Genomic DNA, 14,225 nt, shown 5'->3' with positions numbered 1-14,225 from the left:
ATAAATGGATGAGTATGGTATAAATTTTCTCTCTAGTTGGCTCCTTTTATTCGCTGTGATTCAGACTCAGAGCCGGTGTTTCTTTGTCGTGCCTGTTTTACTTTATTGTTACCGAACTTGTAGGTAAAGGTTAATCTGCCAATTCTGGTTTCACCCTTCTGGTGAAGCTGAAAGTCCATCCCCGGCAGAAGATTAACAATTGTTTGTTCTCTTGTATTAAAAACGTCTCTTACAGACAACTTCAGATTTGCTTTGTTGTTTGCAAATGACTTGTTTACGCCTATATCTATGCCGTGCTGGGCATTGGTTACTTTTAAGGTGCCAAGAACAACCGGCGACTGGTATGAAAAGTTAATTTCTGCGCGGAGGTCCTTCAGTATATTGAAACTCTGATTTGAGTTAAACATATAAGACCATTGCCCGCTGCTGAATGCCACACCGAAAATATCCGGAGAGCTGAATTCATTACGGAACACATTCAGGTTATTGTTACTCTTCCACCAGGACGTGAATTTTACCGGCGCATTGGCTGAAGCGGTGTAAGACCGCTGTTTCGCAATATTAGCGTTCGTCACAATGACCGTTTTGGCGATGCTGTCATTGATATTAACAGAAGACATCACATCGTCAGTAAAGCTATAACCAAAGGCAAAAGAATAGGTATTCTTCAGTGTATATGACAGATCGAACGAGTTTGTATACTGCGGGTTCAGGAAAGGGTTTCCTCTGCTGAATGTATACGGATCGACATAAAAAAGAAATGGATTAAGGTCCTCATAACTAGGCCTGTCAATTCTACGCCCGTACGAAAATCCCATCTCATGATCAGGAGAGAATTTGTGCGTTGCGTAAAATGTTGGAAAAAAGTCCAGGTAGCTGCGTTTTACTACCTGCTTCGTGTCTTTCAGATCACCTTTGGAATTTGTTTGTTCCGCCCTGACACCGAATTGCAATGACCACTTCTGGAACTCTCTCTTCACATTTATATATCCTGCGTTTACATTTTCATGATATACAAAATGATTACTTCTGTTTGTGGGTGTCCATACATCAGTACTTAACGAATCAAACTGAAAATTATTATCTGTCTCTACCCAACTTGTTTTGCCGCCAAGTTCCAGTTTAAACTTTTTGACAGCAACAGTATAGTCAAATTTAGCAGAGTATATATTAATCCTTATAGGAGCACTGTTCCTCAAATATTCCGGGTTCTTTAACTGAGAACCGTCCGGCAGATGATAAAAGTTATCATAAGAGGAACGCTTGTAGGAAACAAACCTGTTATAATCAACATCAAAGGATAGCTCCTGCCCCAGCGTATCCAGCACCGTCTTATAATTCAGGTTATAGGTCATGTTGTCGAATCCGCTTTTCTCAGGATTTCTGGTCGACAAAACTGAGTCTATGCGCTTAGGTGCTGATCCGATCAATGTCTTGCTCAGCATAGTCTGACTGGCATCCGTAAATGATCCGGAAACAAGCACTCCGATCACATTCCTCGGATTGATAAAATAATCAGCTCCGACGGAAAAGTTGTGACTACCTATCTTCCTGATAGCATTGGATGTCTGATCAAAAAGTGTGATATCCTGATTAAGATAATTCACGCGATCAACATCATTATCATTGAACCGCTTGTTATTCGAGTTACCGTAATTACCATATAAGTTGAAACTGCCGCCACGGTGATTGAAGCCAAGATCGATGCTGGACTTATAATAAGTACCATACCCTGCCATCGCACTCAGGTTCCAGTTCGTACCGTAGTCATCCCGCTTCTTCATCCGGATGTTAATGATACCTGCACTTCCCGCCGCATCAAATTTGGACGATGGATTGGCAATTAGTTCAATTGTCTGAATGGAGGCACCCGGCGTATTCCGCAGGAGGTTGGAAATGTCGCTGACAGACAGGTATGTCGGCTTGTTGTTGATCATGATCACAACCCCTTTTTTACCCCGTAATGAAATATTACCGTCCCGGTCTACAGAAACATTAGGCGCCGTTTCAAGAATGTCCATCGCTGAGTTGCCTGCAGCCAGGATATTATTTTCGATATTCAGAATAATTCTGTCGTTCCTTCTTTCAATATATTCCTTTTGCTTGACGATATTCACCTCTTTCAGGTTGGTGGCCTGTTTCAACGTAAGGCCAATGGCTGGCAGCCTGATAATTGCATGGTCCTTATCAAGTACAAAAGGAGCTGTGATACCTTTACTATACCCCAGATAAGTTGCTACCACACTATAGTTCCCCTCATTACTGACAGACAGCGAAAACCTGCCCTGCTCGTCAGAAGGCTGAGAAGCAACAACTACAGAGTCAGGTAAACTAATCAGATTGACAGTTGAAAAAGCAAGCGGCTTATTGTTCTGATCAGCTACGATTCCCTCTACGATATAATGGTTTTGACTAAATGCATTCGAAGAGATAAAAACCATAAGTGGAATAAAAAAGAGGGAAAAAACTATTCTCATCGCGAAATTGTTAATGAATGTTAAACAACTCAATGGCATCTGACTACACAATAGTTAACACAAGCAAGAAGTAAACCCGCTAAAAGCACGCTATCAAAGGAAATAAAGGGTTTTATTCACGCAAACCATCAAAGGTGAGTCAACATGTGATACTAAATGTTGTTAAACAATTTGTTGGGCAATACTTTGTAGAACCTCTGTTGGTGGAACTGAACGTTTCAAAAGTAATTTCTTTAATTCATAAATCCAAATAAAAAGAACTAAAAAAATGTTACGTCCCGGTTAAGAAAAGAAACAGCAAATAATGCTTTTACGCTGTAACAATGCATCAGTGGAGCATACACCGAATCGTAACGTCTACACATATATAATATCACGTCAGACACCCCGATATTCAGTCGCGGTTGAAAACTGATCTGCAATCATCACCGGAAATAACAGCAATGGCGCTGATCATTTATGCGACGTATCCGAATAACCATCACTATACCTGCATCACATCCGATGGTCCGGTCCTTATGTCTCCGCTACGCTGGTGATAATGTTACCATCCCATACCAATTGTGTGTACCAGCCTATACGTTAACTTCCCATAGAAACAACGGATGCAGATGTGGATACGCTATACTTACCTGAAGCCCCTAAAAACGGCATCACGCACAGCTGCTGGCGCGGCGGAACCAATCAGATAAATTACAGCCGGAAGATGCCCGAAAACTGCATAGTGACTTAGGCTCTTAGCAACCGGTACACTATTTGAGGCCTGCATATCACTATTACATATGTACAGGTGTGCGGACTTTACGTGAAGACGTTTGCACCAATTTCCCATCTGTTGTCAGCGCACCGGGCTTTCCCGGTAAAACTTCTTCGTGAACAACTGGTGATGATTGGTAAAGAACGCTTATTTGCCGGTCTTAAACGCCGGAAGTAGCAATCAGGCCTGATAACCTTCCGCTTACCTGTAAGTAGTCTCCTATCGATTAAAAACCTCAAATCAACACAATGGAAGATCAACCCAAGTTTCCAGATTTAACGGATGCAGAGCGGAGTGCTCTCGAAGAACTCATGCCTGATGAAATCAGTGAGATCATCACATCGGGCATGAAGAGGCGCCATTTCCTGAAATTATTCACTTTCACCGGGACTGGCTTACTGGCCACCCATCTTCTCGGTATTGAGCAACTGATGGCCAGAAGTGCCACCGGCAATCCACTCCCACCAACCGGCATTGAAAATGGCATCAATGTCTCTTTCAAGGTAAATGGTAATACGCAGCAATTATTGCTGGATTCCCGCATGACCTTACTGGATGCGCTACGTGAGCGCCTGGATCTGACAGGTTCAAAAAAAGGATGTGATCATGGGCAGTGTGGCGCCTGCACAGTTATTATTGACGGGCGCCGCGTGCTCTCATGTCTTACACTTGCAGCCACTTGTGAGGATAGAGAGGTCACGACGATAGAGGGCCTGGCAGATGGCAATAAGCTGCATCCCATGCAGGAAGCTTTTATCAAACATGACGGCTTTCAGTGTGGGTATTGCACACCAGGCCAGATCTGTTCTGCTGTAGCCCTGGTCAATGAAGCAAAAGACGGGGAAGCCAGCTATGTCACAAACAATATACGGAAAACGGGAAAAGCCGTGGAACTTTCCGATGAAGAAATACGCGAAAGGATGTCGGGGAATATCTGCCGCTGCGGAGCCTACCCGAATATTGTGAATGCCATTCGTGAAGTGCAGGGAGATAAAGCTGTAGCCCAGGTATGGCAATTTGCCGACGGTACTATTTGATCATTCAAGCAATCCTCAACTATGAGACCATTCAAATTTTCAATTGCTGGTGATCCTGAGACTGCGATCACTACTGTTTCCGCAAACGCCAATGCAAAATTCCTTGGTGGTGGAACGAACCTCCTGGACCTGATGAAGGAAGATGTCACACATCCTTCTGCACTCATAAATATCACCCGCCTGAAACATACTGCTATTGAGAAAACCGACAATGGCATTCTGATTGGTGGCATGGCGACGAATTCATTCACTGCCAATCATGAGAAAATACGCAAAAATTATCCACTGCTTAGTATGGCTATCCTGGCGGGTGCCAGTGCACAGATCAGAAATATGGCCACAAATGGAGGAAATCTGAATCAGCGCACACGCTGCACCTATTTTTATGATGTCTCTATGCCATGCAATAAACGTGAACCAGGATCTGGTTGCGGTGCCCTGAAAGGCATGAACCGCAATCATGCCATTTTCGGCTGGTCTGAAAAGTGCGTGGCCGTATATCCGTCTGACATGGCAGTGGCGTTATCTGCACTGGATGCTGTCGTACATGTGCAAGGTGGATCCACAGGAAAGCGTACTATCCCGTTTGCCGATTTTCACCGGTTACCAGGTAATAATCCGGAGATAGATAATAATCTGAAACATGGAGAGCTAATCACTTCCATAGAACTACCGGAAAATGATCTTGCTGATCATTCCTATTATCTGAAAATCCGTGAGCGGTCATCCTATGCATTTGCACTGGTGTCAGTGGCCGCTGCTATGTCTTTAGACGGCACAAAGATCAAAGATGTCCGGATCGCGCTGGGAGGTGTCGCCCACAAACCCTGGCGCGCTGCTGCTGCCGAGCAATTGTTAAAAGGCAGGGATGCCACAATAGCCAATTTCAAGGCCGCCGCAACGGCGGAGTTAAGCAAGGCTAAACCTTTGGAACATAATAAGTACAAAGTGAAGCTGGCAGGAGATGCTATTGTGCGGGCGCTTACTTATGCGCTGAATGGGGCTGGCTATGGCATCGAAGCGGGCCTTCATAGCGAAGTCTGAACACACGTAAGCAATCAGGTGTTCATCAGGCCACACAACAAGTCCGGCCGATAAGTCCCGTAATGGGACAGTAACACACATTCTCAACAGATAAACTCTTTCAGATCATGAGTGAAACCGGCAAACCCATCAGCCGTATAGATGGCCGCTTAAAGGTCACTGGTAAGGCTACATATGCTGCAGAATTTAACCAGCCCGGTATGGTATATGCGTTTCCTGTACGTGCCACCATCGCAAAAGGTACAATCGCCTCCATCGATGATGTTACCGCAAAAAAAGAACCAGGCGTGATCGCTGTGATCAGCTATAAAAATGCCATGAAGCTGAAACCCCTCGATATGCAGGCTCAGATGAAAGCTGGCGCCGCATTCCTGGGAGAAACCCTGCCGCCTCTTCAGGATAACAAAGTACATTACATCGGTCAGTTCATTGCCGTTGTCGTCGCTGAGACATACGAGCAGGCGCGCGCTGCCGCTTATAAATTAAAGGTCCGTTATACTCAGGACAAGGCGGCCACAGATCTCACCGCTGCACTTCCTCACGCCACAAAACCGAAAGTATTTATGGGAGAGGATGCACAGGTGAACGAAGGGAAAACTGCCACCCCACTAGCGGCAGCTGCACACCGGATAAGCCAAACTTATTCGACACCTGCAGAACACCATCACCCCATGGAACCACATGCTACCGTGGCGGTATGGAATAGTACTGATAAACTGACTTTGTATGATGCCACTCAGGGCGTGGGCATGACAAGCGCTATTGCCGCCTATTTCCTGGGTCTCTCGCCTGAAAATGTGCAGGTCATAGCACCATTTGTAGGCGGCGGTTTCGGCAGTAAAGGATTATGGCTGCATACACTGTTAGTGGCTATGGCAGCAAAAGCAACAGGAAAACCGGTAAAACTCGCGCTCACCAGACAGATGATGCAGACCAATGTCGGACATCGTGCAGCTACCATCCAACACGTAGCCATTGGAACAGATAGCGCCGGAAAACTGAGTGCCCTACGTCATCACACGGACACCTACACTAATCTTACAAACTTTTTTGAACCAAGTGGTAAACAATCACTCGTTTTATACAAGGCACCGCTACGCGAAGTCACCTATAATGTCACCAAACTGAATCGGGGCACGCCCACCTTCATGCGCGCACCAGGTGAAACACCAGGTACATTTGCACTGGAATCTGCTATAGATGAAATGGCATACAAACTGAAGATGGATCCGGTCGAATTCAGGATCGCCAACCATACAGGCAGCGACCCCATGAAAGGCCACGCATTCTCCACCGATTTCCTGATCGACTGCTACACAAGAGGTGCTGAGAGATTCGGCTGGTCGAACCGGTCCATGGAGCCACGTCAAAAGCGCAACGGTAAATATCTTGTGGGATATGGAATGGCCACCGCCACCTATCCGGGCGGCAGGAGCGCTGCTTCCGTAAAAGTAGTGATGAACACACAAGGCGACGTCACCGTAATGACTGCATCTATTGATATCGGAACCGGCACCTATACCGTACTGGCACAAACAGTTGCTGATTCGCTGGGTGTACCTGTAGACCGCATTCAGGTAAAGATCGGTGATTCGAGTCTTCCCGCAGCACCACTGGCCGGCGGTTCACAAACAACTGCCAGCATCCACCCGGCTGCAATGGAGGCCTGTGTCATGCTCAGGAAGGAACTTGCCAGCCTGGCGATTGCAGACCCTTCATCCAGGCTCCATGGCAGAAACCCCGAAGAGATCAGCTACAGCAATGGGAAACTGTTTGTAAAAGGTGACGAGAAAACAGCTGATTCATATACAGACATCATTACCAGGACTAAAAGAAATGAGATAGAGGCCTGCGCCACTACCCAGCCTGTCTCGGGAGCAGGCTTGACCATTCCGGGCGCTCTTTGTACCCCGCAGACAACGCCCGCTGAACAAAACAGTGATATCAAACAATATGCTTTTCATTCGTTTGGCGCTCAGTTCGCCGAAGTATGGGTGGATGAGGATTTTGGCACTATTCGCGTAACACGCTTCACCAGCGTACAGGACGTAGGCCGTATCATGAACGAAAAGACAGCCCGTTCACAGATTATCGGAGGAGTTATTTTCGGCATTGGAGCTGCCTTAATGGAGGCTACCGAATACGACAAACGCTGGGGTAATCCTGTTATGCGGACGCTGGCCGACTATCACGTACCCGTTAACCTGGATGTACCACCGATTGATGTACATTTTATCGGAAAACCAGACCCGCACATATCCCCTATCGGAGCACGCGGTATAGGAGAGATCGGGATTACCGGCGTTTCGGCAGCCATTGCCAATGCGGTGTTCAATGCTACGGGTAAACGGTTAAGAGATCTTCCGCTGACGCCTGATAAACTGGTGTGAGGAAAGGTGCACACCAGCAAAGATCCATACAAGCAAAATGCACATACAACAATGCTACAATAGCTGATCTGAATGCACAGAAAAGAGGATACTACTAAAAATAGTTATCCTCTTTCTACTTTGACCAGGGATAATTCTGTATGACCAGTTAATAGATTTATTTAGTATTTTGAGGGTATATACATTTTCTATTTTCTCGTATTAATTAGATTGGATGTTACTTCGCTGCAACCATATAGTCACTGTGGATGACCAAAAAAAAATACCAATAGACGAATTTGGTGTCACATCAGAGAGATAGAATTGGGAGGCGGCCGAATTGTGGGTAGTGATCCGCTAGATGGTGTTTACCGCATGTTAAAACTTTGGCTGATAAAGGACAAAATGGATAAAATAATAATGGAAAAAAGAGCCAGGAGAGTTTTTGAAGAGTACTTTTTTGTCAAAACTGCTCCCCGACTTAATCACCTAATTCCTACAGCAATCGCCGACAGGCAGTTAAAACATTTACGGCTTCATTGACATATCAACAAAGCCGTAAATGATGAAAAGATAATAGCATCATCAGTCTATATGAATACCCGCTATCCCCTTCTCCAATGCCTGCTCTTTAACTCCTGCCACCTTCACTCCTTCCACACGAAACACTGTCAGATCCGTCATACCCAAAGCACCCAGAAAAGCTTTCAGATAAGGCGCCACAAAGTCATTCACCTTACCCGGCCCTTCCGAATACACCCCACCGGAAGCCATTGCTAAATATACTTTCTTTCCAAGTACCTTGCCTACGGGACCCTTTTCACTATAACCAAAAGTGATCCCTGCCCGGGTGATATGATCGATCCAGGCTTTCAGTGATGAAGGGATCGTATAATTATACAGTGGTGCACCGATGACAATGATATCCGCTGCCAGTATCTGTGCGACCGCAGCGTCGGAGTAACGGATCGACTCTTTCGCTTCTGCCGTCAGCTGGTCAACGGGTGTGAACATAGACTGAAGGATAGTTGGGTTCAGATGCGGTGGTTCGTGATCATTCAGATCCACATTTTCCACGGTACTACCCGGATACTTTTCAATGACTTTTTCTACAATGGCCCTGCTGAGTTTGTAGCTGTAAGATTCATTTCCCTGAATACTTGAAATCAGATGAAGGATACGTTTCATAAATCCTGGATTATTTGCTGACAAAGGTACCTGTGCCCATCGCCGGAAAAATCGGACTTACCTCCAGGAAAGCGCTTACTTACAGGAAAGCGCGTACCTTTAGGTATGACAATGAAAGTTCAGTACATAGAAAGAATTCCTGACAAACAGGAATGCGACAGCTCGCTCACCAGCGTAATGGATACGCTGTATGTTCTCGGTGGCAAATGGAAACTACCACTGATCTTAAGCCTTGTGCAGTCTCCGAAACGATTCAATGAGATCCTGCATGACCTGGAAGGCATTTCTCCAAAGATCCTGGCAAAAGAGCTAAAAGATCTGGAACTGAATGCATTTGTGACGCGTAATGTGGTAGCAACGAAACCAGTCACTATCATCTACGAGGCGACACAATATAGTCTGACGCTGAAGAACGTATTACGTGAGCTCAGTGCATGGGGTAAACAACACCGGGAGCTCATCAGGAGGAGTATACAAAGGGACCGGGAGACCCGCAACTAAAAACAGGTTTTATCGTCATCAACAGTATACGGCAGTAAGTCCGACGATTAATTATCCGTAACCGGCAATGCGCCGTCCGTTGCAGGAAGCAGCCTAAATCCGACCTGTACAATGGTCCCTCCCTCACTACTGATGTCCAATTTACCTCTCAGCTGCTTAGCGAGCCCCTGCATCATTTCCATACCCAGTGAATTGGATTGACTGATATCAAACCCCACAGGCAGCCCTTTCCCATTATCTGCAATAGATAATATCACACCATCTCCGGTACGATGGAAATCAATAATGATCTCACCACCATTTTTACCAAAGGCATACTTGACTGCATTCGTAATGGCTTCGTTCAATATAAGCCCGACAGGAACCGCCTGAGCCACATCAATATTGATACTGTCTATCTTTTGTACAAAGGTGATCCCACGTTCCCGGGTGTCAAATCCATCCATCATGTACCGTACAAGGTCTGCCACATATTCGGGCATATTAACACTGGAAAGGCTCTCGCCACCATAGAGCTTCTGATGGATCAATGCAATGGACCGTACCCTGTTACCGCTGGTAGTGATCGCCTCGATCGCATCTGTATTTCTGAGATGCGCAGACTGAGAGTTCAACAGGCTCATAATGATCTGCAAATTGTTCTTTACCCGGTGATGGATTTCCTTCAACAGCCATTCCTTCTCCTTCAGGAACTGATCTTTCTGCGATAACAGCACCTGCAGCACCTGGTTCTGACTATCGATCTCTTCTCGTTGCGCCTGCAGTTCGCGGTTACTACGACGCTTGTTATAATACGCCCTGTAGGCAAATACGGCGAATAACAATGTAACAAGGGCGCCGGCAATGATTATATTCCTGATAAAGTCAGCCTTCTGTAAAGCTGCCAGATTCTTCGTCTCTTTGTTCCGGAGTATCTCGATATCTTTCAATCGCTGCTCCGTCTCATACTTCAAACCGAGCTCAGTTATCTGCCTGTTCTTCTGCACACTGTTAATGGAATCATATAATATTCTGTGTCGTTCGAGATGCTTAATGGCTGACAGGTAGTTACCCAAAGCTGAATCGGTTTTAAAGAGCAGCTCATAGGTCTCCAGTTCCTGATCGGCATCAAGGAACTGTGCGTTCTGCAATGATCTTTTCAGATAGCCATTTGCGGCACTGAAATTCCCGCGTGCTGTGTAAAACTTCCCGATCAGAAAGTAGGCGCCACCACTTGCGAGCGTTGATCCTGACTCGTTAACCAGCCGGCCGTTCTCCTCGTTAACAGCCTTGTTAAGACTTAACATTTCCAGATAATATTTCTCTGCCCTGACATAATCTCCCATTAATGAATAGATCGCTCCAAAGGTAGCAGCGAATTCCTGCTTGCTATTTAGAAATGGGTGAGGATTTACTTTAATAAAGTCATTCAGATCAGAAAGCGCTTTTTGGGGGTTCCCCGCAACAGCCGTTACGTAGGCCATATCATTAGCAATAAGCGATCGCAGACGTTTATTTCTTGGACTAATGATATTCAAAGCAAGCTGATAATGCTTCAGGCTATTGGAATAGTCACGCAGTTTTTCATATGTCCTGCCTATTAATAAATGACTATGCGCCCTGGCCTGTGTTTCATTGTCAGCAGTGACATTGAGTGCCTCCAATGTATAATATAACGCTTTATCATATTGTCCGGTGAACCGGTAGAAATCTCCAAGTATATTGTACGTCGTTGGCGTAACGCGCTCCCCGATAGCCTTTAGTGTTGTAATAACGCGGAGCAGCTGTCGCTCTGAAGAATCTGTCCGGTTATGATTTCCATTTACAACAGCAAGATCCCGTAAGCAATAGGCCGCATTTTTAAGATCGTTTGCCTGATAATAATTATGCACGGCCATTTCATGACTATGGCGGATATCTTCAAATGTACTGTCATTCTCCGGCGTATTATTCCCCAGTTCAGACCAAAATTTGGCCGCCCTTCCGTAATTTCCCGCCGCATGATGTTTACGAATGATGTTCATAAACGAGTTCCTGCCACCCTGATAGTCGCCACTCTTAAAAAGATATTTTCCCTGAAGCACCATGCATTCGTCTAACCATCGGTCAGAACGATATGTTTCACATACCTTTATGCCGTCTTTCATGAGCGGCAACGCCTTCCTGTATTCCGGGTCACTGGGTTCAAACTCAAAAACGTAATATTCTGCCATGGCAAGCATCAGCTTTACACGTTGCTCGCCATAAGCAGCTGTAAGCAGTTTGCTTGCTTCGCCAGCATTATTTCTCACCATGTACGCCTTACACAAAATGAATGCGGCCTCGTTTATACCCTCCGTGTATTTCAGTTCAGTGCTCACCTTGTAAGCCTTCTTTGCCAGCACCATACAGGTATCCAGTTTACCCGTTTCTGACCGCAGGTACCAATACATACGTATTGCCTTAAGTGTTAATTTGACCTGATTGGTATCATTTGCATTAACATTTATTTGCTTCAGTAATGCCGCACCGTCGCGATCCTTTTCCAGCCTCACTTCCAGTGTGGCAGGTGTATTTTGTGCAAATATTCCTGACGGCAACAAGATCAATGCTACTAAATAAAACCAGATTTTGGTTGTTACCATGTCGTCATTTGAATTGTAAAACAGACCAATACAACATAAATGTTCCCACCGGGACTAACTGGCTGCCAGCTTTTCAGTCCGGTACTCAAAGAAACAAAATTTATAGATACTTCTTTTTGTATTGGAATCTTCTTACCGTCAGCAGACCATTAAAAACACCACCATTACAACAATTTATACCATACTGTTTATTAGCAGGTATTACTGGTTCTCATACGTTGCCTGCATCCAACTGCCACTAATTCTGTCTATTATACAACTATCTCTGGTATTATCTTTGACTAATGTTCCTAATGGACAATGTGAGTTCCACCTAATCATTAAACCTCATTACACATGGCAACTTTCATCAAATCATCAGCAGAACAGCTATCGGGAAGAATTGTTAACCTGGACCTGGTAACACACATTAACGCCGGGAACGGTGAGAGCGGAGATTATCAGATACGGTTCTATTTTAGTAAAGAGCATTTCGAGATCTGGTCATATGAAGACGAAGCAACACGTGACAGGGACTATGACAGCGTACTCAACAAAGAAGTAAAGTCCCTGCATAGCACGCTGGATATTTAAATGTAATAAAACGATGTATGCTATCTCAACCATAGCATACATCATTTTTAACAAAAGGGTCCGTTATTTCAGGGTGGTCACCAATTCATCAAAAGGCTTACGTACCTTTTTCAGTGACAGGTTCCAGTCATTCGCCTCATCCCGGTAACCCAGTGCCAGCAACATGGAACTTCTCAACCCTTTTTGGGGTAAATGAAGGAACTCATCCAGTGCAGCCGCATTAAATCCTTCCATCGGAGTAGCATCCACCCCTTCCAGCGCAGCAGCAGCCACCGCCAGCCCCAATGCAATATGGGCCTGCTTCGCCGCATGGTGAAAATTCTCATCCAGGCTCATCTGCCCGAAGAAGTTTTTGGCAAACTGACGCTGCCTGTCAGATGTTGTCCCATTTGTGCCACGTTCCCTATTCAGATGATCAAATACATGGTCAATTCTTTCCGCACTGTATTCATCCCAGGCCGCAAATACAAGTAAATGTGAGGATTCCACTGCCACAACCTGGTTCATGGCTATAGGCAGGATCTGCTGTTTGAGTTGTGGATTGCTGATCACCAGGATCTCGTAGGGCTGCAAACCGATTCCGGAAGGCGCCAGATGAGCCGCCTTTAATATTGTGTTCAGCTTATCATCCGGCACGGTAGCACCGGTCATCCGTTTGGTGGCATAACGCCACTGCAGGGCATCTATAATATTGTTCATGGCAATGATGTTAAACATTATCTTTTACTGAGACTGACGAAGATTATTCATTGCCGTCTACAAATACATAGGATGCGCGACCTTACCCTGCTCAAAAACAAACAGGTCCATACCCGTCACAGCAGCTGGTTTCTCAGGTGTACCGACCTGCCAGTGTAAGGTAATACCATCTTTAGGAGACCAGAGTACTGCCGCAGGGGCCTGTTGTTGCGCTACTGCGTTTACTATCTTGCTCATCGTTTGTGTTTAATTGTTATTGATGATGCAAAGATCGTATGAGGCAGTGCCCCGATCCATTGACTATTGTCCGAAAAAAAAGCAAACAAATGTCAATGATTTCCGGGACGGCTATTTCTTAAGCCCGTTCCTGCGGATGCGGGTCAGGGTTTCAGGGGTGATACCAATATATGACGCGATCATGTGCTGGGGAATACGGTTCGCAATAGCGGGATATTTCTCAAGGAACTGCTGATATTTTTCCTCTGCGGAGAGACTGATATTCGCAAGAATACGGCTTTGAGACATCAGAAAACTCTTATGCAGGATACTGTTGATCAGGTTATTGAATTGAGGTATCTGCTGACAAAGCGCTTCAAATGCCTCTTTCTTAATCAGTAATACTTCCGAATCCTCGATGGCGTCAATATTGAGCCGGGAAGGTGTTCCGTTGGTAAGGCTCTCCCTGTCGCCCGTCCAGTAGTTTTCGGGGGAAAAGTTTAGTATATGCTCGATACCATTGTTATCTACCGAGAACGTCTTCAGAAAACCCCGGCATACAAAAGCATTATACTTCCATACATCCCCTTCCTGCAGCAGGTATTGCTTCTTACGGAGCTTCTTCACTACGGCTACATCAGCAATAGCTGCAATTTCTTCTTCTGACAGCTCAATCTTATCGGTTAAATATTTCTGGAAAGCAGCAAACATATTGTTGGATTATACTTACCCGTAAAGATAATGCAAACCCGCCAGAGTAC

The 14,225-nt window shown here is 45.4% G+C and carries 11 protein-coding genes; 5 read left to right on the top strand and 6 right to left on the bottom strand.

From position 1 onward, the window contains the following. Nucleotides 1-32: 32 nt before the first annotated feature. Complete coding sequence (locus tag GWR21_RS28395; protein WP_162335078.1) at nucleotides 33-2,477, bottom strand: outer membrane beta-barrel family protein; 2,445 nt, start codon at nucleotides 2,475-2,477, stop codon at nucleotides 33-35. A 1,005-nt stretch (nucleotides 2,478-3,482) separates the two neighbouring features. On the opposite strand from GWR21_RS28395, the gene GWR21_RS28390 reads away from it, so the two are divergent. The 3 genes from GWR21_RS28390 (at nucleotide 3,483) to GWR21_RS28380 (ending at nucleotide 7,705) form a co-directional block, all read left to right on the top strand. Further along, the gene (locus GWR21_RS28390) at nucleotides 3,483-4,271 is read left to right on the top strand and encodes a 2Fe-2S iron-sulfur cluster-binding protein (RefSeq protein ID WP_162335077.1); all 789 of its coding nucleotides are present in this window, start codon (nucleotides 3,483-3,485) and stop codon (nucleotides 4,269-4,271) included. Nucleotides 4,272-4,292: 21 nt separating this feature from the next. Then, entirely contained in the window at nucleotides 4,293-5,315 is a 1,023-nt protein-coding gene (locus GWR21_RS28385) for an FAD binding domain-containing protein (RefSeq protein WP_162335076.1), read from the top strand. Nucleotides 5,316-5,422: 107 nt separating this feature from the next. Then, on the top strand, nucleotides 5,423-7,705 hold the full coding sequence (locus GWR21_RS28380) for a xanthine dehydrogenase family protein molybdopterin-binding subunit (RefSeq protein ID WP_162335075.1): 2,283 nt from the start codon (nucleotides 5,423-5,425) through the stop codon (nucleotides 7,703-7,705). 564 nt (nucleotides 7,706-8,269) lie between these two features. On the opposite strand, the gene GWR21_RS28375 is transcribed toward GWR21_RS28380, so the two are convergent. After that, nucleotides 8,270-8,872, bottom strand: coding sequence for an FMN-dependent NADH-azoreductase (locus GWR21_RS28375; RefSeq protein WP_162335074.1), 603 nt, complete (start codon nucleotides 8,870-8,872; stop codon nucleotides 8,270-8,272). A 105-nt stretch (nucleotides 8,873-8,977) separates the two neighbouring features. Here GWR21_RS28375 and GWR21_RS28370 point away from each other — a divergent pair, with 105 nt between their 5' ends. Further along, nucleotides 8,978-9,373 carry a winged helix-turn-helix transcriptional regulator gene (locus GWR21_RS28370; protein ID WP_162335073.1) on the top strand — a complete coding sequence of 132 codons (396 nt, stop codon included), beginning with the start codon at nucleotides 8,978-8,980 and terminating at the stop codon, nucleotides 9,371-9,373. Between the two features lie 47 nt (nucleotides 9,374-9,420). On the opposite strand, the gene GWR21_RS28365 is transcribed toward GWR21_RS28370, so the two are convergent. Beyond that, a complete protein-coding gene (locus GWR21_RS28365) occupies nucleotides 9,421-11,976 on the bottom strand; it encodes a tetratricopeptide repeat-containing sensor histidine kinase (RefSeq protein WP_162335072.1) in 2,556 nt (851 codons plus the stop codon). Nucleotides 11,977-12,312: 336 nt separating this feature from the next. On the opposite strand from GWR21_RS28365, the gene GWR21_RS28360 reads away from it, so the two are divergent. Continuing rightward, the gene (locus tag GWR21_RS28360; RefSeq protein ID WP_162335071.1) at nucleotides 12,313-12,549 is read left to right on the top strand and encodes a hypothetical protein; all 237 of its coding nucleotides are present in this window, start codon (nucleotides 12,313-12,315) and stop codon (nucleotides 12,547-12,549) included. Between the two features lie 63 nt (nucleotides 12,550-12,612). Here GWR21_RS28360 and GWR21_RS28355 read toward each other — a convergent pair whose 3' ends face one another. The 3 genes from GWR21_RS28355 to GWR21_RS28345 all read right to left on the bottom strand — a co-directional run bounded on the left by GWR21_RS28355 (nucleotide 12,613) and on the right by GWR21_RS28345 (nucleotide 14,175). Next, a complete protein-coding gene (locus GWR21_RS28355; protein ID WP_162335070.1) occupies nucleotides 12,613-13,248 on the bottom strand; it encodes a nitroreductase family protein in 636 nt (211 codons plus the stop codon). Between the two features lie 57 nt (nucleotides 13,249-13,305). Next, nucleotides 13,306-13,485, bottom strand: a complete 180-nt coding sequence (locus GWR21_RS28350; RefSeq protein ID WP_162335069.1) for a hypothetical protein — start codon at nucleotides 13,483-13,485, stop codon at nucleotides 13,306-13,308. 111 nt (nucleotides 13,486-13,596) lie between these two features. Continuing rightward, nucleotides 13,597-14,175 (bottom strand): Crp/Fnr family transcriptional regulator, encoded by a 579-nt coding sequence (locus tag GWR21_RS28345; protein ID WP_162335068.1) that lies wholly within the window; start codon nucleotides 14,173-14,175, stop codon nucleotides 13,597-13,599. Nucleotides 14,176-14,225: the final 50 nt, after the last annotated feature.

Origin of the sequence: Chitinophaga agri (assembly GCF_010093065.1) — a bacterium.
Classification (GTDB): Bacteria; Bacteroidota; Bacteroidia; order Chitinophagales; family Chitinophagaceae; genus Chitinophaga; species Chitinophaga agri.
Note: the sequence above shows the minus strand (reverse complement) of the source record. Positions and strands in the feature narration are given on the sequence as shown.

Excerpts from the sequence above, each read along its gene's own strand:
- GWR21_RS28375 (WP_162335074.1), bottom strand. The coding sequence starts at position 8,872 with ATGAAACGTATCCTTCATCTGATTTCAAGTATTCAGGGAAATGAATCT.
- GWR21_RS28345 (WP_162335068.1), bottom strand. The coding sequence starts at position 14,175 with ATGTTTGCTGCTTTCCAGAAATATTTAACCGATAAGATTGAGCTGTCA.
- GWR21_RS28370 (WP_162335073.1), top strand. The coding sequence starts at position 8,978 with ATGACAATGAAAGTTCAGTACATAGAAAGAATTCCTGACAAACAGGAA.
- GWR21_RS28385 (WP_162335076.1), top strand. The coding sequence starts at position 4,293 with ATGAGACCATTCAAATTTTCAATTGCTGGTGATCCTGAGACTGCGATC.
- GWR21_RS28380 (WP_162335075.1), top strand. The coding sequence starts at position 5,423 with ATGAGTGAAACCGGCAAACCCATCAGCCGTATAGATGGCCGCTTAAAG.
- GWR21_RS28350 (WP_162335069.1), bottom strand. The coding sequence starts at position 13,485 with ATGAGCAAGATAGTAAACGCAGTAGCGCAACAACAGGCCCCTGCGGCA.
- GWR21_RS28395 (WP_162335078.1), bottom strand. The coding sequence starts at position 2,477 with ATGAGAATAGTTTTTTCCCTCTTTTTTATTCCACTTATGGTTTTTATC.
- GWR21_RS28355 (WP_162335070.1), bottom strand. The coding sequence starts at position 13,248 with ATGAACAATATTATAGATGCCCTGCAGTGGCGTTATGCCACCAAACGG.
- GWR21_RS28390 (WP_162335077.1), top strand. The coding sequence starts at position 3,483 with ATGGAAGATCAACCCAAGTTTCCAGATTTAACGGATGCAGAGCGGAGT.
- GWR21_RS28360 (WP_162335071.1), top strand. The coding sequence starts at position 12,313 with ATGGCAACTTTCATCAAATCATCAGCAGAACAGCTATCGGGAAGAATT.
- GWR21_RS28365 (WP_162335072.1), bottom strand. The coding sequence starts at position 11,976 with ATGGTAACAACCAAAATCTGGTTTTATTTAGTAGCATTGATCTTGTTG.